Origin of the sequence: Mesorhizobium sp. WSM4935 (genome assembly GCF_029625735.1) — a bacterium.
In the GTDB taxonomy this organism is placed as follows: domain Bacteria; phylum Pseudomonadota; class Alphaproteobacteria; order Rhizobiales; family Rhizobiaceae; genus Mesorhizobium.
Genome location: NZ_JARTVR010000007.1, coordinates 212,226 through 230,896 on the forward strand (window position 1 = coordinate 212,226; position 18,671 = coordinate 230,896).

13 protein-coding genes are annotated in these 18,671 nt (G+C 65.7%); 9 read left to right on the forward strand and 4 right to left on the reverse strand.

The window, feature by feature from the left end:
- Nucleotides 1-3: 3 nt before the first annotated feature.
- Together P9273_RS18545 and P9273_RS18550 are read right to left on the reverse strand one after the other, a co-directional pair.
- Nucleotides 4-1,302 (reverse strand): FAD-dependent oxidoreductase, encoded by a 1,299-nt coding sequence (locus P9273_RS18545; RefSeq protein WP_278050196.1) that lies wholly within the window; start codon nt 1,300-1,302, stop codon nt 4-6.
- Entirely contained in the window at nt 1,299-2,831 is a 1,533-nt protein-coding gene (locus P9273_RS18550) for a glucosamine inositolphosphorylceramide transferase family protein (protein ID WP_278050197.1), read from the reverse strand. Before P9273_RS18550 ends, P9273_RS18545 begins: the two co-directional genes overlap by 4 nt.
- A 246-nt stretch (nt 2,832-3,077) precedes the next feature.
- Here P9273_RS18550 and P9273_RS18555 point away from each other — a divergent pair, with 246 nt between their 5' ends.
- On the forward strand, nt 3,078-5,183 hold the full coding sequence (locus tag P9273_RS18555; RefSeq protein WP_278050198.1) for a GumC family protein: 2,106 nt from the start codon (nt 3,078-3,080) through the stop codon (nt 5,181-5,183).
- A 1-nt stretch (nt 5,184) separates the two neighbouring features.
- Nucleotides 5,185-6,504, forward strand: a complete 1,320-nt coding sequence (locus P9273_RS18560) for a VpsF family polysaccharide biosynthesis protein (protein WP_442920239.1) — start codon at nt 5,185-5,187, stop codon at nt 6,502-6,504.
- A 119-nt stretch (nt 6,505-6,623) separates the two neighbouring features.
- On the opposite strand, the gene P9273_RS18565 is transcribed toward P9273_RS18560, so the two are convergent.
- Nucleotides 6,624-7,895: a glycoside hydrolase family 5 protein gene (locus P9273_RS18565; RefSeq protein ID WP_278050254.1), complete on the reverse strand. Its 1,272-nt coding sequence runs from the start codon at nt 7,893-7,895 to the stop codon at nt 6,624-6,626.
- A gap of 11 nt (nt 7,896-7,906) precedes the next feature.
- Nucleotides 7,907-9,094: a DUF1972 domain-containing protein gene (locus tag P9273_RS18570; RefSeq protein ID WP_278050199.1), complete on the reverse strand. Its 1,188-nt coding sequence runs from the start codon at nt 9,092-9,094 to the stop codon at nt 7,907-7,909.
- Nucleotides 9,095-9,449: 355 nt separating this feature from the next.
- Between P9273_RS18570 and P9273_RS18575 the strand changes: the two genes are divergently transcribed.
- From P9273_RS18575 to P9273_RS18605, 7 genes are all read left to right on the forward strand, one after another.
- A complete protein-coding gene (locus tag P9273_RS18575; protein WP_278050200.1) occupies nt 9,450-10,634 on the forward strand; it encodes a glycosyltransferase family 4 protein in 1,185 nt (394 codons plus the stop codon).
- The gene (locus P9273_RS18580) at nt 10,631-11,938 is read left to right on the forward strand and encodes a hypothetical protein (protein WP_278050201.1); all 1,308 of its coding nucleotides are present in this window, start codon (nt 10,631-10,633) and stop codon (nt 11,936-11,938) included. Before P9273_RS18575 ends, P9273_RS18580 begins: the two co-directional genes overlap by 4 nt.
- 9 nt (nt 11,939-11,947) lie before the next feature.
- Nucleotides 11,948-13,168, forward strand: coding sequence for a GNAT family N-acetyltransferase (locus P9273_RS18585; RefSeq protein ID WP_278050202.1), 1,221 nt, complete (start codon nt 11,948-11,950; stop codon nt 13,166-13,168).
- A gap of 94 nt (nt 13,169-13,262) precedes the next feature.
- On the forward strand, nt 13,263-13,487 hold the full coding sequence (locus P9273_RS18590; RefSeq protein ID WP_041001388.1) for a hypothetical protein: 225 nt from the start codon (nt 13,263-13,265) through the stop codon (nt 13,485-13,487).
- 154 nt (nt 13,488-13,641) lie between these two features.
- Nucleotides 13,642-16,140: a DNA ligase D gene (gene ligD, locus P9273_RS18595; RefSeq protein ID WP_278050203.1), complete on the forward strand. Its 2,499-nt coding sequence runs from the start codon at nt 13,642-13,644 to the stop codon at nt 16,138-16,140.
- Nucleotides 16,141-16,452: 312 nt separating this feature from the next.
- On the forward strand, nt 16,453-17,361 hold the full coding sequence (ku, locus tag P9273_RS18600) for a non-homologous end joining protein Ku (RefSeq protein WP_041001386.1): 909 nt from the start codon (nt 16,453-16,455) through the stop codon (nt 17,359-17,361).
- The gene (locus tag P9273_RS18605; RefSeq protein ID WP_278050204.1) at nt 17,358-18,479 is read left to right on the forward strand and encodes a tetratricopeptide repeat protein; all 1,122 of its coding nucleotides are present in this window, start codon (nt 17,358-17,360) and stop codon (nt 18,477-18,479) included. Before ku ends, P9273_RS18605 begins: the two co-directional genes overlap by 4 nt.
- Nucleotides 18,480-18,671 lie beyond the last annotated feature (192 nt).

Consider the following 18,671-nt stretch of genomic DNA (forward strand, 5'->3'; position numbering starts at 1 on the left):
GACTTACGGATTCGTAAGCTCACTCACGATTATGTTCCCAGGCCCGGCGGGCAATTCCTGACCTGCCTTGTCGGTGTGGTCGAAAGCAACTCCTGTTGCGCCCCCGGCGTCACTCGGCTTTCCCGCCTCGCGGAACCGGCGGGCAAAGATCATCAAATGACGCGCGGTGTTGTTGCGCAGGCGGCGTAGGCGCCACTCCAGCCCGGTCTCGGTGGTAATCCGCCTGGCATATATGCTGGCGCGCATGGCTCTTTCGTCGGCGGCGATCTTGATCGGATCGTCGTAGAAGGCGCAGATCTTGTCGGCCGCCATGCCGGGCGTTGCGAGCCAGACGGGTATGTGCGTCGAGCTGAGGCGATCGACATCGGTAAGCACGCGGTGGATGCCGTCGCCTTGCGCCGGGCAGGTCGTGGCGAACGCATCGCCGATGAAGACGACGCCGTCGCGGCGGTGACCCTGCGTCGTCGTCAGGCTGACCTGCCTCACGTCCACCTCGCTGGCGATCGCGAAGTTGCCGCATCGCGCGGCAATCTCCGGCATCAGCTCGAGCAGGATTTTTTGCGGGTTTTCGCGGAACGCCCGCACCCACGGATCGGCGACGGTCCGGTAGACGAACATGTTGGCCCGCATCCGCTCGCCGATCCGGAAGATGGTAAGAAAGGCAATGCGATCGACGACCCTCCTTGCGTAGAAGGTGAGGGACTGCAAGCCGAATTCCTGCGGAGAGATCGCGAAATCGAATCCCATCGACAGCGAATGCGCCTTCGATTCCTCGATGCGCTCGACGCCGATGGCGCGCCGCACAGCCTCGCTGTAGCCGGTGGCCACCACCAAGAGCCGGGCCTCGATGACGGAGCCGTCGGTGAGCACCAGGCGCTGCCGGTCCGGTCCGGTCGAGACCTCGGCGACCTTGCCCACCGTCAGCGGCGCTTGCGGCGGCAGCGCCGCGCGCAGGCCATTGACCAGCGGCGTGTAGGAAAACGCGTATTCCCAGGCCTGCTTGCGCTCGAACAACTGGCCGAAGCGGAAGACATGGAGATCGGTCATCGGCGTGACGAGCGACCTGAAAACCGGGCCGAGCCCGAGCTTCTCGAACAGCCTCATCTGCTCCGCGCGGGTTTTCTCGGCCCGGAATTCGTTGTGGTGGATGCGATGCGGATCGACCAGCGCTATTTTGCGGCCCGCATTGGCGAGCGTTATCGCCAGAACGGTTCCGGCGAGGCCGGCACCGACGATCGCCACTTCGACTTCGGTGCGGCTGGCCGGCACGGCAGGCGTTTCGCGATCTTCTGCGATGCTCATGTCTTGTCTCCATGGTCGGCAGGCATAGCGTCACGCCGCTGGGTCTGCTTCCAGCGGGGCGCCATTGCCGAACCATCTATGAATTCCAGTCCGCCCGCCTCGTTGAGCGTGTGCAGCTTGCGGCCGGCCCAGCCCGCGCCGGGGTTGAGGATCGTTTCGACGACCTGCTCGAAGCCGCTGTCGTCAAGCTGTGTGACGCGCGCAATCCCAAGCGCGGCGCCGTAGCTCCTGCGGCAGTCCTGCACCGGGCGCAAAAGCTGGCCGCCGCGGCTGACCATGCGGCCCGCCGGCCGCGCCGACGCGATGTCGATCAGCAGCGGATTCTTCGGATGCGGCGTCCACGGCCCGCGGAAGTCCGGCGCCGACCACAGATGCAACTGATCCGAGAAGGCGCCGCCGCCATCGCGCACGGTGGCGAACATCCACCAGCGCCCGCCATGCTCCACGAGCGTGGCGTCGCTGGCGACGATATCCGCCAGGAGCGTCGCTTCCTTGACCCAGCCGCCCGGGAACGCGGTGGCGCGGTAGAGGTCGACAGTCCGGTTGGCGGAGCTTTCCGGCACCATCCACATCTCGCCGTCGCGCTCGAACACGCAGGGATAGGAGAGGTGATAGGGCAGCTCCAGCACCGGCTTCGGCCGGCTGATCGGTCCGTCCGGCCCGAAGGCCACCGCCGACAGGATCGCCTTACCGGTGCGATGGATGTAGTCCTCGACGAACAGCGTCACCTGGCCGCGATAAAGCACCGGGAAAGGGTCGGCGTAAAAGCGGCTGCCGTCGTCGGGCAGGTCGCGCCAGCCGGATTGCGGATGGGCGCGCAACTCGTAGAGGTCCTTGCCTCCGGCCTCGCGCCAGCCGACCCGCCAATGCGGGGCGTTGTAGCACAGATGGTATATCTGCTGGACGATGCGGCGCGCCGTTGCCTTGGCCGCCCGCACACCGAGCTTCGTGGCCGACGGCATGGCCGGGGCCGGCGCCTCGGATGACGGTTCGGGCAGCACCGGAAGCGACGAGCGCGCCGCGCCGCCGACCGCCGCGACGATCAGGCTGGCGGTGCGGGCCAGCATGTCCTGGAAGGAGGCCAGCGCGATACCGTGATATTCGGTGCCGAGCCGTCCTTCGGAGACCGTCGCGCCGTGCTGTTCCAGACGGACGAGCGGCGTGCGGCCGGCAAGGATGAGCGCCAGCAGGGCCTCTTCGCCGCAGACGCCGTCATACGCAAGGCGCCAGACCCGCCGGCCCTGCAGCTCGACATCGCCGACGAGATCGATCGTGAGATCGGCCGGCGCGGATGGTCTCGCATGGCTGGTCAGTGTCGAAACTGGCACACGCTTTGCCGTCCCATTGGCGGGCAGGCGATGGATGAGCGTTTCAAGCTGGAACAGCGCTTCGGCACTGCGCGGCACGCCGCCGGGCGCCGGACTGGCGTCCACGGCAAGCTCCACGCGGGGCAGCCGCGACAGCCGTTCGGCCAGCGCCACATGGAAAGCGCGCACGCAATCCCCGTTGAGGCGCAGCGTCAGGCGCATGACCGATCCCCGGGCGACTCATATCGGGTGTCGGCGGCCCGGCTGGCCAGGTCAAGCTTCCGCCGCATGCGCGCGATGTCTCCAATTTAGGCTGCACTCAAATTCCACTGTGTAGGTGCAAACTTCGTGCCAGCGCGGCATCAATTTATGAACATAATTAACAGTGTTTTAATCGTTGCCGGGAATAGCTAGGCCAACGCCGCATTCTCATCTTTGCCGGCCGATGGAGCGTTGTCGGAGCGACCTTTGCAACCACCCCTGCTCATGGTGCCTCAGCAGAACGCTCCGGAGGCGATTGCGCCGGCGCCGGCCTATTACGCGCACGCGCCTGCGCAAGCCACGGTCGAGCTTGGCGATCTCGGCCGCATCCTGCTACGGCGCCGCTTCCTGATCCTTGCCGTCACCGCGCTGCTCACCGCCGTGACGCTTGTCTATGCCATGCTGACGCCGGCGCTCTACTCCTCGACGGCGCAGATCATCATCGATCCGCAGGACCTTCAAGTCATCAACAACGACGTCAATCCAAGCCGCATTTCGCCCGATGGCGGTATCACCCAGGTCGAAAGCCAGGTGAGCGTGGCCCAGTCGAACGGGGTCCTGCTGCGTGCTATCAAGGCCACCAACCTGACCGAGAACCCGGACTTCAACGGGCAGGGCGGGCTCGGCCGCTGGCTCGGCTTGTTGTTCGGCTCCGACGACGGCGACAGGACGGCGCAGACGCTCGATTCGCTGCGCCGCCGCCTGGCGGTGAAGCGCGACGACAAGGTGCTGGTCCTCAACATCATCATCACCGCCAAGAGCGCCGATCTGGCGGCCGAGCTCGCCAACGCCATTGCGCAGGCCTATCTCGACGACCAAGCGGAAGCGCGGTCGAAGGCGGCCGCCGCCGCATCCGACGCGATCAGCGCCCGGCTGGAGGACCAGCGCAAGCGCGTCGAGCAGGCCGCCAATGCCGTCGAGGCCTACAAGGCCGAGCACAACATGGTGATGGCCGCCGGCAACCTGGTCAGCGACCAGGAATTAACCGACCTCAACACCCAATTGACCGCCGCCCAGACCCGCACCGCGCAGCTCAAGGCGCAAGTCGACCAGCTGCGCCGTCAGGGCAGCGCGCCGGATGCGACGTCGGAGGCGATGCGCTCGCCGGTGATCGCCAGCCTCAGGGCGCAGGAGGCAACGCTCGTCGATCAGATCTCGCAGTTCGGCACCGCGCTTGGGCCGCGCCACCCTTCGATGATCTCGGCGCAGCAGCAACTGAGCGATCTGCGCAAGCTGATTTCGCGCGAACTCGGCCGCCTCGTCACCGCAGCGGAGACGGACTACCAGCGCGCCTTGGCCAACCAGAAGGAACTGGAGGCCAAGGTGGCGTCGCTGAAGGGCAAGTCGCTCGACACCGACCAGGCATCGGTCAGGCTGCGCGAGCTGCAGCGCGACCTCGATGCCGTGCGCACCGTCTATGCCAACTACCTGCAGCGCGCCCAGGAAACGCGCGAGCAGACCAACGTCAACAGCACCAATGCCCGCATCATCTCATATGCCATGCCGGCGCTGAAGAAGAGCTGGCCGCCGAAGGGGCTGCTTGTGTTCGGCGCCATTTTCGGTGGCCTGGCGCTGGGCATCGGAATGGCGCTGATCGCCGAATATATTTCGCCGACCGTGCTTTCCGCCAATCAGATGCAGTCGGCCATCGAGGCGCCGGTTCTGGGCGTGTTGCCGGGCAAGGCGCCGCGCCGCCGCTGGGGCCGCTCAGGCGCCGCGGCCCAGAAGACCGACGCCGTGGCGGGCCTTGCGCTGCAGCGCATCGCCGCCGCCACCAGGCGCCCGGCCGACTGGCCGCTGGTGCCCTCGATCCTGGTGGCGTCGCCGCCTGAGGACAAGGCGCAGCGCTCGAGGGTTGCATGGCAGCTCGCCAACGCGGCGGCCGCCAGGGGCCGTCGCGTGCTGTTCATCGACATCAATGCCGGCAAGGGCCAGAAGGACCCGCAGCCCGGCGTGCTCGACGTGCTGCGCGGCGAATATGCGCTCGACGCGGTCAGCCGCTACGCGCCGGGCAGTTCCGTGGCGCTTGTCGGACGGGGCCGGCCGACGGCGGTGTTCCAGGAAGCGCAGGCGCTCTATTTTGCCCACCGCATGCTGGCCGAAGCCAACCGCAATTTCGAGCTCGTCGTAGTCGACGGCGGCGCGCTGGCCGACGACCTCAACGTCCTGCCGCTGGTCGCCATGGCCGACGAGATACTGCTCGTCGCCAGGCTGAATGCGACGCCGATGCGCGACGTCGCCTCGACCTCCGAAGCGGTCTCCGTCATGGGGCGGCTGCCGACCGGCGCCATGCTGGTCGACGAGGCGGCCTGACATGGCCTCGATCCTGGCTGGCCCGGCCCGGGCTGTCCCGGCTCCGGGCTACGGCATGGCGGGCCCACGCACTGTCCCGGTAGACACCCTGACCCGCCTCGGCATCACTGGCGCAGTGCTGCTCCTGTTTTCCGTCTCCGGCGGCATGCTCTGGCTGGCCGGCTACAACTACGACGGCCTGCAGGGCAGTCCGCTGAGCAAGATCCACCCGTCCACCTATCTCTTCGTTCTGGTGTTCGTCTGGCGCTCCTGCACCTTCGGCAATCCAGTCGGCTATGTCGTCCATGTCACCAACAAGCGGCCGGCGACGATGCTGATGGCGGTGATCTCGACGGTGCTTCTCTTCGTCGTCATCCTCAGGCAGCGCCCCGGCATGGCCGGCATGATCGACACGTTCGTCGCCCCGGCGCTGGCCGTGCTGCTGCTCAGCGAGGACGACGAGAAGACCTTTGCCTGGCTGCAGCTCGTCATCCATGTCGTCATGACCGCGAATGCGCTGCTGGCGCTGTTCGAGTTCGGCACCAAGCATCTGGTGTTCCCCTACAGGTTCGACGGCGCGGTGTTCGTCAACGATCTGCGCTCGACGGCGCTGCAGGGGCACCCGCTCTCCAACGCCACGGTCACCTCGATCTATGTGCTGTCGCTGCTGTCGGGCTCGCGCGCCTTGCCGACGCTGCTCAGGCTGGCGCTCGTCGGCCTGCAGTTTTGCGCACTGGTCGCCTTCGGCGGCCGCTCTGGCATGGTGCTGACGGTTCTGCTCGGCGGCGTCTATCTGCTCATCCAGGGTCTGGCGCAGCTCAGGACCGGGCGCGTCAACCTTCTGGGCGCGGCCTTGATGATCATGCTCGCCGCGCTGCTGCCGCTGGCGATCGCGCTTGCCGGTTATTACGGCTTCTTCGACGCGCTGCTCGAACGTTTCGTCTCCGACAGCGGCAGCGCCAATGCCCGCGTCGAGATGTTCGATCTTTTCAAGCATCTGGAACTGCGCGACCTGATCGTTGGGCCCGATGTCGACCTGCTCGACAGCATGCGCCGCATCAGCGGCCTGGAGCAGGGCATCGAGAATCCGATCCTGCGCCTGACGCTCTACCAGGGCGCCTTCTTCACGCTTCTGATCTTCTTCGGCTTCGCGCTGTTCATGCATGAGGTCGCGCGCCGCTGCCATCCGGGCATCTGGCTGCCGATGCTGGGCTGGCTCATCCTGCTCAACACCTCCGAAAGCATCGCCTCCAAGACGACGCTGATGACCAAATTCGTGGTGATCGCGCTGGCGCTTTACCGGCCGGTGAGGACGATGGTGCGTCAAAGCACACGGGCGTAGCGCTCTACGGCGCCCCTCTGTCCTGCAGGAAAAGGGGCGCGAAGGATCCCAGCGATTCCCGCTAAGCAGCCGCCGCCAGATGGAAACCAAACCCTTAGCGCGGCTTGCTGATTCAACAATCAAGCGCGCGGCATCCTCAGCCCGAGCGCCTCGACCATCGCCGGATCGAGCGCGCGCGTGGTGTCGTCCATCATGCCCATGCCATCGAACAGGTCCCAGAACGCCCAGGGAAAGCCGAAGGCCTCGGCGCTTTGCCGGACATCGGCGATGTAGCGGGCCCGGTCGGGATTGGGTGCTGCGGTGTAGCGAGCATCGGTGCGCAACGCGCCGAACTCGCCCATGATGATGCGCTCGCGCGCGATGCCACGGGTCTGCGCCCAGTCGCTCACCTGCTTGAGATAGCCATCGATGAAGCGGCGATCGGGTTGCGCATCGAAATAGACTTTGAGCACCTTTTCGGTTTCTTGGTAGGCGGTTTTCTTCTCCTCGTCGGACCTCTCGGAATCCTGCGCTATCCTTGCCCTGACCGAGGCCAGTGTTCTTTCCAGCGTCCCGGCGGAGGCCGGCCACGGCACGTTGTTCAGCGCGCGGTATACCGGCTCTCGCATCCATGGGGCGCCCTGATGGCTGAACAGATAGGGCTCGTAGAAGTGGAAGGTGAACAGGATCGGCTCGAAATCCGCCAATGGCGCGGGATCGAGCGCCGTCAAGCCGCGCACCATGGAGCCGCAGCCACCGGTGACGACGAGCGGGACGCTCGGCCCCAAAACCCTGGCGGCCGTCAGCAGCGAGGCCTGCACGGCCCGCCATGCCTCGGAAGAACAGTCCTGCGGCGGCTCGTTGACAGGCTCCAGCGCCACCATGCCGGACGTCTTTGTCTGCAGCCTCCCGGCGATTTCACTCACCAGCGCCCGATAGGTTTCGAATTCCGGCGCCGCGGTGCTGGAATACATGCGGTCGGGATTCCAATAATGCGTAGCGCCATTGGCCTGGACATTGACGATGACGCCCAGATCGGCAGCGAGAGCCGCATCGACGGCTGCGTCGAGCATGTCCATCAGCTCGGCGCGCTGGCCCGCGTCGGCGGCAAGGAACGGCCCCGGATCGACAGGCAGGCGAATGAAATCGAGCCCGCTGGCGCGCAGCCGGGCAAGGTCGGCCGGCGTCGGCACGGGCCGCTGCGATTGGAAGGGCGGCCAGTCATAGTCGGTGCGGGGCGCGGGAAATTCGCGCGTCAGGGCAAACCATGGCCAGGTGTTGACGCCGCGCCTGAAAGGCCATGCACCGGCGGCTCGCGCTCGAGATTCGAGCGGTGGAACCGTAGTCGCCAGTGGTGCTGTTGCCGCGACCAGCGCCGCGCCGAGGATCCGCCGGCGCGACCAACCGGTCATGCGTGGGCCGGTCATGCGTGCTTGGCGCGATCGGCTTGCGCAGGCGCGGCGCTGGCAACGCCGAGCTGCCGCAGCGCTTCCTTTTCATAGGCGCTAAGCACGTCTTCCCAGCGGAAAGCCTCGCGGGCGCGTGCCCGCGCCGCTTGGCTGCAGCGCGCCACCAATGCGTCGTCGGCCAGCGCCTCATCGATCCGTTGGCTCAGGTTGTCGGTGTCGCTGAAATAGATTGCCGCATCGCCGGCGACCCAGCGGTTGTAGCGGTTGTCATGCGCGATCACCATGTTGCCGGCGGCCAGCGCCTCGACTAGCGAGGGGTTGGTGCCGCCCACCGTGTGGCCGTGCATATAGGCGCGCGCATGATAGCGCAGAGCCTTTACCACCGCCTGGTCGTAGATCGCGCCCGGCAGCATCACCACCGAACCTGCCGCTTCGCGCACCGCGCGATGATAGGGGATCTCGTCGTTGAGCGTGCCGAGCACCACCAGCTTCATGTCGCCGCGATCGCGGCGGCGGAAGGCTTCGACGATCGGCAGGATGTTGTTGTCGGGTTCGATCCGCGCAATCGAGACCAGGTATCTGCCGGGTTCGAGCCCGAGCGCGCGAATGGGTTCCTCCGGCGCCGAGGTCACCGGGTCCGCGCCGTAAGCAATCGTGGCGATGGCGCTGCGCGGCCGCCTGGTCGCCAGGTGATCGGCGATCGCCGGGTGGTCGGCCACGAGCCTGTGCGAAAGCCAGGCGCCGATCCATTCGTTGAGCCAGAACCAGCTGCGCGCCGCCGGTCCCCATTTCGGCCGCCGCCACTCGATCCCGTCCATGTTGGTGATGATCCTGCGCCGCATGAGCCGGAGCCAGGTCAGGAACACCGCGCCATTATAGCCCAGCACAAGGCACACGCCCGGCCGCCTGGCGGCGTCGAGCACGCATTGCCAGTCGAATTCCAGCGTTGCGCGCGGACCCTTGGAGGCGACCTCGATGGTGATGAGCTCGATGCCGCGCCAGGTCTCGCTCGTCACCCTTCGGCCGACGCGCTCGACCTCCTTTTGGCAGTAGACGCCGACCTTCCAGCCGCGTCCGGCCAGGAAAAGCGCCAGCCGCTCGGCGAAAGTCTCGAAGCCGCCGTGAGAAGCCGGAATGCCGCGCGTCCCCAGGATCAGGATCGAAGGCTGTTCGATCAGGTTGGAAGGTCGTTCCGGTTTCAAAATAAAGGATTCCCCGAGGTCCGGTCATGGTTGTTGTTACGTCAATGACACGCCCAGCAACTTCTGTGCCAGGGTACCCCCAAGGCGAATACTCGCATGAAGGTGTAAAATTTCTCTTCAGAAAGCATGGCTTGCTTCATTATCGGTCAACTTTCGCGACGTATCTGTACCGATACGGGGCACGACCGGGGTTCCGGGGTCGCAGCAGGGCGTTCAGGAACCCGGCATGATCCTTGCTACCGGGCCTGCGGTTGCCACCGCTGGCTAGAGCGGCGTGCGAATTCGGCATGAAGTTTCTTCCGCGCTTGAGGGTCCGGTGCTGAGCGGACTCCGGGTGCAAGGTGGAAAGAGAGTGATGCGCATTGCCTGCGTTCATCAGGGCTATGAGCTCTACGGTTCGGACCGCAGCTTCGCGGAGAGCGTAGCTGCGTTGCGCGCCGCGTTCCCGGCCGCCGAGATCGAGGTCGTGCTGCCGCGCGAGGGACCGATTGTCGATATCCTCAAGCCGCATGCCAGCCATATCGTGTTCGAACCGCTTTGGGTGCTCAGGCGTCAGGCGATGCTCAGGCTCGCCACCGTCGAGATGGCGCGGCTGCCGGCGGCGCTCTGGCGCGCCTGGCGGCGCATGCGGAGCAGCGACCTGACCTATATCAACACCTCGATCATTGCCGATTATGCGCTGGCCGCGCGCCTCTTGCCGCGCAAGGCGCTGCTGCATATCCACGAGATTCCCGAGGGCATCCTGCGCAAGGTGCTTGTCGCCTTGATGCGCTGGAGCAAGGCCGATCTGATCTTCAATTCGCGCGCCACGCGCGCCACCTTCGGCGACCCGCCGGCCATCGATGCCAAGGGACGGCGCACGCATGTCGTCTATAACGGCGTTGCCGGACCGGCGGTCGCCCTGCCGATGACTTATGACGGCAAGCGGCCTCTCAAGGTCCTGCTGCTTGGCCGCGTCAACCGCATCAAGGGGCAGGAGGTGCTGCTGGAAGCGGTCGCCTCGCTTCCCGCCGCGTTGCGCAACCGCGTCGAAGTCCGCCTGGTGGGCGGCGCCTTCGAAAGCGTCGAGCGCGAAAAGGCATTGGCCGAGCTGGTCGGGCGCATGGGCCTGACCGGGCATGTCGAGGTGCTGCCTTTCGTCTCCGACCCCGCCGATCACTATCGCTGGGCCGATGTCGTAGCGGTGCCGTCGCGCCGCCCGGAATCGCTCGGTCGCGTCGCCATCGAGGCGATGGGATGGGGGCGGCCGCCGTTGGTGTCGGCGATCGGCGGGCTGGTGGAAGTCGTGGCGGACGGCGAGACCGGCTGGCATGTGCCGCCCGGCAACGCCCCCGCCCTTGCCGGCAAGCTCACTGAGATCATCCTGCGGCCGGACCTCTGGCGCGGCTTCGCCGCCGCCGGCCGGGCGCGCTACGAGGCGATGTTCAGCGAACATATCGCCGCCGCGGCGATCGTGGCGATCGTGGCCGACAAGCTGAAGACGGCAACGCCGCGGCAGAGGCGGGCGCATATCGCCCGCGAGGCGGAGACGAGCCCGTGAAGTTCACCTTCCCGGCCCATCTGGTGCGGCGCCTCATGCTGATGATCGGCGGCGAGGCAATGCAGAGCGGCTTCCATTTCGCCCTCAACATCGCGCTGCTGCATCTTCTGTCGGCCGAAGGCTACGGCCTCTTCGCGCTGGCCATGGTGATGGGTGGCGTCGGCTTGTCCTACATCCGCTCGCTTACCGCCGTTCCCGCCACAATATGGATGAGCAAGAGCACCAACAGCGCCGGCGTCGACGCCCATGACGTTACCTTTGGATCGGCGGCGCTGGTGGTGGCGCTGCTGATGGGGCTGGGCACGGGATTGCTGATGCGCGTCCTGGGCGATCCGAACGGTATCGGCGCCGCCTGCTTCGTCTGTGCCTGGTCGGTGCGCAGCCATATGCGCACGGCATTCTTCGCGCGCCGCATGCAACTCGTGGTCTCCATCAGCGACGCCGCGTTCACGATTGCGGGCATAATCCTCGCGGGGACGGCGATCTGGTTCTCCACCGATGCGCTCCAGGCCACTTTCTATGCGCTTGCCGCGGCCAATGTCGTCGGCATCGCCGTGCTGGTGAGATTGGCGCGCCGCAGGCTGCGCATCTCCTTCCGCGCGCCGACCTGGCGGCGCTATGCAAGGCTTTGGCCGCAGCTCTGCTGGTCGGGGTTCAGCGCCACTACGACCAATATCCAGGGGCAATCCCTGGCGCTTCTGGTCGCAGGTATCGCCGGACCGGCCGCTTACGCGCCGCTGGCGGCGGTGCTGGTGCTGTTTGCGCCGCTGCGCATTTCCAGCCTTGCCTTCTCGAACATGACGCAGCCGGAACTTGCGAAGCTGGTGCGCAACAAAGAGTTCGACCGCGTATGGACGCAGGCCAAGATCTGGGCTCTCGTCATGGTCCTGGGCAGCCTGGCCTATGGCTGCGGCGTCCTATTCGCCCTGCCGATGATCAAATCCCAGATCCTGCAGCATGCCTCGGTCGGCCTGATCGGAATTTTTGCCATCGCCAATTTCGTGCCGATCATGGGCTATGTCATGCCGCGCGTGGTCCTGGAGATCGTCGGCGATTTCCGCATCGTCGCCTTCATCACCATGGCGGGCGCGATTGTGGGGCTCGCGACGATCGGCATCCTGTTGGCCGTCGCGCCGCCGACATGGTCGCTGGCCGGCGCCGCGGTGTCCGAAGTCTTCGTGCTCGCGGCCTCATGGTATTTCGCGGCCAACCGAATGTGGAACCTCAAGCACCCGAGCGAGCAGCGCCCCACGATGGTCGGCGCCTGGCGCCGCGCGGCGACGCTCGCCGTGCAGAGACGATAGGAGAACGATGTGGCAAGCCAGGCAATGCCGATGGCCGCGATGACGACGGGCTTGGCCGACGGCGAGGCTGCGCCGCATGCCGCCGGCGCCGCTTACGTGGCGCAACTGCACACCAGTCTCGAAACGGTCAAGCCGCTCTGGCTGCGTCTCGAAGCGGCGGGCGTGTGCACCGGCCACCAGCATTTCGCCTGGGCCGAAGGGATCGTCGAAGGGCTTGTGCCGGAGAATGCCGATCTCGCCATCGTGGAGGTGCGGGATGTCGCCACGGGCGAACCGAGGATGCTTTTGCCGCTGATGCGGCGGCCTGCATTCGGCCATCGGGTAATCGAATGGCTGAGTTGCGGCGTGTGCGACTATGCAGCGCCGCTGCTGGCCGACGCGTCCCCGTGGACCCAGCAATCCGCCGAGGCCGCGTGGGCGGCAGTGCTTAACGTGCTGCCGCGGGCTGACCGTATCCACATCGCCGGCATCCCTAAGCAGGTCGGCGGCGTCGACAATCCGCTGGCGCTGCTGTCGCAGGCGCGCGATTCCATCCACTCGCATTACGGGATCGCCATGGACGGCGATGCCGAAACCGTCGTCAAGCGCATTTGCCGCCCGTCCTTCGTCAAGGCGCTCAACAAGGATCTCCGCCGGCTCGATCGCAATGGCGGCCTGGCGCTGGTGGAAGCCGACACGCCGGCCCTTGTCGATTCGATCTTCGGCAAGCTGGTCGATATGCGGCTCAGCCGCTTCCGCGAGCTCGGCCGGTTCGATCTGCTGGCGCAGCCAGCGGTCGTCGATTTCTACCGCAAGGCCGCGCAGCGCGGTCTTGCCGACGGTTCGGTGCGGATCTTCGGCCTGCGCGCCGGCGACGTAACGGTCGCGGTCCAGTATCTGGCAGCCCATCTCGGCACCTTGCACGCGCTGCTGATCGCGATCGACCAGGCCGCGGTGCCCAATGTTTCGCCTGGACTTTGCATCATGGGCGAGCTGATCAGATGGGGGCGGGGCGCGGGCTTCAACTATTTCGACCTGTCGGTCGGCAACCAGAGCTACAAGGAGCATATGGGCGCGGTGAAGTCGGTTCTGTCCGAGCTTTGCTTCGGCATCACGCTGAAGGGCGTGGCCGCCAGCGAGGCCATCAAATACCGCGGCCGGGGCGTCGCTTTCGTGCGTGACAATCCACGCCTGTTCAAGGTCGCGCAGGAATTTATGCAGCGCTGGCGGCGACTGCGGTCGGGTGGCTGAGCGGCGGCTTTGGCCAGCAAATTGACTCACATTCCGCTCTCCGCCATGCTTACGGGCAGCCGCATGTTTGGCGGCAGCGTGTTCGAGTGAGGCCATGGCCAGTCCCGTCGCCAGAGAAAAGTCCCGCCGCGCCGCGGTGAAGACCGCGCTCGAGCGCCACAAGGTCTATGTCACCGCGCAGCGCTTTTCCGGCGGTTCCTACAGCGCCCGCGTGCTGGTCGATGGTGAGGCCTATTGGGTCGACGAATTCCGGCTCTCGCAACTGAAGCAAGGGCTGACACCGGCGGAGCTGGAATTGACGCCGGCGATTGACGATTGATCTTGGTCCCTTGCTCCGCCGCGATTTAGGAAAATCCGAAATGCTGGCGGGACAGCGCACCCCTCTGTCCTGCCGGACTGTCCGGCGGGACAGAGGGGGGTGTGACGGAACGCGACGTCGGCAAGGTGAGCTTGCCGCTGCAGCGGTTTGACCCATGTCCGCCAATCTCAAATCCTACCGCGCCAAGCGCGAATTCTCCCGCACCCCGGAGCCTGCCGGCGGCATTGCCGGTGAAGGTGGCAACCGCTTCGTCGTGCATAAGCACCACGCCACCGCCGACCATTATGATCTGCGCCTCGAAGTCGGCGGCGTGCTCAAAAGCTGGGCCGTCCCGCGCGGGCCCTCGCTCAATCCCGCCGACAAGCGCCTCGCCGTCGAGACCGAGGACCATCCAATCGAATATATCGACTTCGAGGGCGTCATCCCCGAGGGCGAATATGGCGGCGGGCCGATGATTGTCTGGGACATCGGGACCTGGGCGCCAATGGAGGACGTCGAGAAGAGCCTCAGGACCGGCGCCTTCAAGTTCCGGCTGGCCGGGCAAAAACTCAATGGCGGCTGGATGCTCACCCGGCTGAAGCCCAAGCCCGGCGAGGAGGAGAACAAGAAGAACTGGCTGCTCTTCAAGGAGCGCGATCTCGCTTCCGACACCAAGCTCGACATCCTCGAGGCACGGCCTGAAAGCGTGAAGTCCGGTCGCCGCATCGAGGAACTGGTGGCGCCGCCAAAGAAGGCGGAACGCCTGCCGCCAAAGCGTGGCTCGCTCAAGCCCGGTGCGCTGCCCGGCGCGGTAAAAGGCGATCCGCCCGCCCGCATCGAGCCGCAACTGGCCACCCAGGTGGCGGAGCCGCCGGGCGGCGAACACCCCTCACGGAAAACGCCGGAGCTCTGGCTGCACGAGATAAAGTTCGACGGCTACCGCACCATGGCGCATGTGGTGGACGGCGAGGTGCGGCTGATCACCCGCGGCGGCATCGACTGGACCAAGCGCTATGGCGATCTTCCGCAGGCCTTTTCACGCCTGCCGGTCGCCCAGGCGATCATCGACGGCGAGATCATGGTTCTCGACGACAAGGGCATCTCGCGCTTCGCGCTGCTGCAGGACGCGCTGGCCGAAGGCGCGGGCTCGAAGCTGCATTTCTACGCCTTCGATCTGCTTCATCTCGACGGCTGGGACCTGCGCAAGGCGCCGCTCAAGAAGCGCAAAGCGCTGCTTGCCGAACTGCTCGCCGGCCAGGCCGCCAATTCGGCCATTCAGTACAGCGACCATGTCGAGGGCGACGGGCAGGGTCTGTACGACCAGGCGTCCGAGCTTGGGCTGGAAGGTGTCGTCTCCAAGCGCGCCGACGCCATTTACCAGAGCGGCCGCACCAAGAGCTGGACCAAGGTAAAGGCGCAAAAGACGGACGATTTCATCATCGCCGGCTATACCGTGTCCGATCAGGCGGAAGGGCTTGCGGCGCTCGGCATGGCCGAGTTCGAGAATGGCGAGCTACACTATCGCGGCAAAGTCGGCACCGGCTTCGACAGCGACATGGCGCGGGATCTGCTTGCCCGGCTGGAGCGGCTGACCGCCGGCGCCAGCCCGCCCGAAGGCGTGCCGCGCGAGATCATGCGCGAGATGCATTGGGTGAAGCCGCTGCTGTCGGCGCGCGTGCGCTATTCGAACCGCACCGCCGACAATGCGATCCGCCACGGCGTCTTTCGCGGCTTGCGCGATGTCGGCGGGCTGACGACGCCGGTGCCGGTCAAGCGCAAGCGGCTGATCGCCGAATCCGACCTCGCCACCATCTGGGTCACCAATCCGGAGCGCCGGCTGTTCGGCAAAACCGGGCCCACAAAACTGGACATCGCGGTCTATTACGCGCTGGTCGGCGATTTCATGCTGCCGCATATCATCGGCCGGCCGGTGTCGCTGGTGCGCTGCCCGACCGGGCGGCCGCAGGATTGCTTCTTCCAGCGCCACGCCTTCACCGGCATGCCGCCCTCGGTGGCGGTGTTCGACAGCACCAATTCGGAAGGCGAGACCAAAACCTATCTCTCGGTCGAGGACGCCAAGGGCTATCTGGCGCTGGCGCAGTTCGGCGTCGTTGAGTTCCACACCTGGGGAACGCACCGAACAAAACTCGACAAGCCCGACCAGATCGTCTTCGACCTCGACCCCGGCGAGGGGATTTCGTGGCGCGAAGTGGTGGAGGCGGCCGTACACATCAAGACCGGACTGGAGAGCCTCGGGCTGGTGCCATTCGCGAAGACCTCGGGCGGCAAGGGCATCCACATCACCGTGCCGGTGACCAGAAAGCAGAACTGGAAGAAACTGCATCAGGCCTCGAGCGCGATTTCGACCATGCTGGCGGCAAGCGCGCCCGACACCTTCACCACGACGATGGGCAAGGAAAACCGCAAGAAGCGCATCTTCATCGACTTTCACCGCAACGCCCGCGGCCACACGTCAGCCGCGCCCTATTCGCTGCGCGCTCGCACCAACCTGCCGGCCTCGACCCCGGTGAGCTGGACCGACCTGGAGACGATCGACGCGCCGGAGGACCTGAACTACGCCTCGTTGCCGGGATTGCTGGAGACCTCGGGCGACCCCTGGGCGGAGATCCACGAGGCGGCGAGGGATCTGCCTTCCCGTTTTTCGTCATTCTAGGGTCTGCGCGCGTCGCTTCGCTCCTTGCTCCGCCCTAGAATGACGAAGCATCAAGGCTTTCGGCCAATCGCCAGCGTCTCAATCCCTCTCCATCGACGCTTCCTACAATTTGAATTATCCTCCGCGCCAACCGCCCGAAAAACATTTCGCTAGGAATTCGGCAGTACCATCACGGGTCGGTGTAGGATTTCCGCAGCCTCAATCGTCCTACGGACGAAGCGCTGCAAAGAGCATGGGCCCAAATTGGGAACCGGTTTTGGACAAGACCATGCTCCAACATAGTGTCAGTGCATGGCCGCGTAGGAGTTAGTCATGGCGCCCAGGGCAAGTTGGAAAGGTTACCTCAAGCTCAGCCTCGTCAGCTGTCCGGTCCGGCTTTACCCGGCCACCAGCGCGAGCGAGCGCATTTCGTTCAATCAGCTGCATAAGAAGACACACAACCGCATCAACATGAAGCCGGTCGATCCCGAGCTCGGCCTTGTCGAGCGTTCGGACCTGGTGCGCGGTTACGAATATGAGGATAAGCAGTACATCATCATCGATGACGCCGACCTCGATGCGGTCAGGATCGAATCCAACCACACGATGAACATCGAGGCCTTCGTCGACGAGGCCGAGGTGGACGTGATCTACCAGGACGCTCCCTATTACCTCGCGCCGGATGGCGCCATGGCGGAGGAGACCTTCGCGGTGCTGCGCGAAGCCATGCGCAAGTCCGGCAAGCTCGCGATTGCCCGCCTGGTGCTGTCCAGCCGCGAGCGCGTGGTGACGATCGGCGCGCGCGAAAACGGGATGTTCGTCTGCACCTTGAGGAATCCCAACGAAGTGCGCGGCACAGCTGAATATTTCGGCAACATCCCGGCCGGCAAGCCGGATCCGGAAATGCTGGAGCTTGCGCTGGCGCTGATCAAGCAGAAGGAAACGCACTTCGATCCGAAGAATTATGAGGATCGCTATGAGGTGGCGCTGATGGCGATGATCCGCGAGAAGCTGAAAGGCCACAAGCCGATCATCGCGGCCGCGCCCGAGCGCGGCAATGTCATCAACCTGATGGATGCGCTGAAGGCGAGCCTGTCGCAGCAGGCGAAGCCCCCGGCCAAGTCGAAGAGCAAGGCCGAGGAAGCGCCGGCGAAGCCGGCCAAGAAGGCGGCTGCGGCCGGCGCGCCTGAGAACCCGCTGAAGGCGAACCTGTTGAAGGCTGTCGGCAAGAGCAAGAAGTGACGGGAGGGCCAGCGATCGTTCCCGGCGCAGTCTTCGGCGTCATCGGCGCGTTGGCCGCCTTTCCGTTGCGCCTAGCTGCCCGCGAGGTCGAGCGCCGCCATGCGGAGCTGAGGCGCGGCGTCACCCGCCGCACCTCCCACGTCGTGTTCGGTCGCACGCTTCTGGCCAAGGTGGCGAAATCCGGCGATGCCGAGATCGAGCGCCGTGCGAAAGCGGAGCGCGAGGCCGGCTGCGCCCTGGTCAGCGAGAACGGCTTCCTGCGCCTGCTCGGCTTGATGAAGGCGCCTGACGCCTCGTCGCTCTCCAGGCAGTCGCTGATCGACCAATCGCGGCTCGCCGGCGACGATCTCGACATGCTGTCGCTGTTCGATGCCTTCGAGCATGACGGCGAACCCTATTCCTTCCGCGACCTGATCCTGGCGAGGAAATATGCCGGGCTGATCGCCAGCGGCGCCACCTGGGGCGCGATCGCGCGCTCCGTGCACCGCTCCGGCCCGGTCGCCTCGCTTACCGCCAAGTCGCTCAATCTCGGCTCACAGCATGGCCGCCCGGATGCGATCTATCTCGACGAAGGCAGGAGCGAGCTCGACGGCCAGCTTTTGTTCGACCTCGGTTCACCCGAGGACGACACGCTGGAGGAGCTCTTCGCCGAAGCCGAGATGGCGGAAGAGGAGGGGCGCCATGACGGTGCGGCGGCCCTCTACCAGCGCTGCCTGGCGATCGACCCGAAGGACGCGATCGCCGCCTTCAACCGCGCCAATTGCCTGCGCGGCGCTGGCCGCGTGGCGGAGGCCGCGCACGACTATGCCCGTGCCATAAAACTCGATCCGGGCTTCGTCGAAGCCTGGTTCAATCTCGCCAGCCTGATGAGCGACGAGGGCAAGATGGCTTCGGCGCGCAGGCATTTGCAGAAGGCAATGGCGCTGGACAAGACCTACGCCGACCCGGTGTTCAACCTCGCGCGGCTAGAGTTTGACGCCGGCAATCTGATGGAAGCCCGCCGGCTGTGGGTGCGCTATCTGGAGCTCGACGCGGAGTCCGAATGGGCGCGGACTGCGCAGAAGGGGATACAGTTCGTGGATCTGCATATGGCAGGTGAGCGAGATGTTCGCGCTTGAGCACTCCCCTCTGGCCTGCCGGCCATCTCCCTCGCAAGGGGGGAGACTGGCAGTTTATGGGCCGCGCCTGTCCTCCGATGCAGGCGATTGGCAAAAGCCGATGCGACGGCTGATCTCCCTCCTTACGGGGGAGATGCCCGGCAAGCCAGAGGGAGGTGTGACGGAACTCGGCCTTCCCAGGAAGGCCGTCCC

What these genes read in the sequence shown, in the direction of transcription:
- P9273_RS18560 (WP_442920239.1), top strand. Translation starts at nt 5,185, where the DNA reads ATGGCCTCGATCCTGGCTGGCCCGGCCCGGGCTGTCCCGGCTCCGGGC.
- P9273_RS18565 (WP_278050254.1), bottom strand. Translation starts at nt 7,895, where the DNA reads ATGACCGGTTGGTCGCGCCGGCGGATCCTCGGCGCGGCGCTGGTCGCG.
- P9273_RS18590 (WP_041001388.1), top strand. Translation starts at nt 13,263, where the DNA reads ATGGCCAGTCCCGTCGCCAGAGAAAAGTCCCGCCGCGCCGCGGTGAAG.
- P9273_RS18550 (WP_278050197.1), bottom strand. Translation starts at nt 2,831, where the DNA reads ATGCGCCTGACGCTGCGCCTCAACGGGGATTGCGTGCGCGCTTTCCAT.
- ligD (WP_278050203.1), top strand. Translation starts at nt 13,642, where the DNA reads ATGTCCGCCAATCTCAAATCCTACCGCGCCAAGCGCGAATTCTCCCGC.
- P9273_RS18575 (WP_278050200.1), top strand. Translation starts at nt 9,450, where the DNA reads ATGCGCATTGCCTGCGTTCATCAGGGCTATGAGCTCTACGGTTCGGAC.
- ku (WP_041001386.1), top strand. Translation starts at nt 16,453, where the DNA reads ATGGCGCCCAGGGCAAGTTGGAAAGGTTACCTCAAGCTCAGCCTCGTC.
- P9273_RS18545 (WP_278050196.1), bottom strand. Translation starts at nt 1,302, where the DNA reads ATGAGCATCGCAGAAGATCGCGAAACGCCTGCCGTGCCGGCCAGCCGC.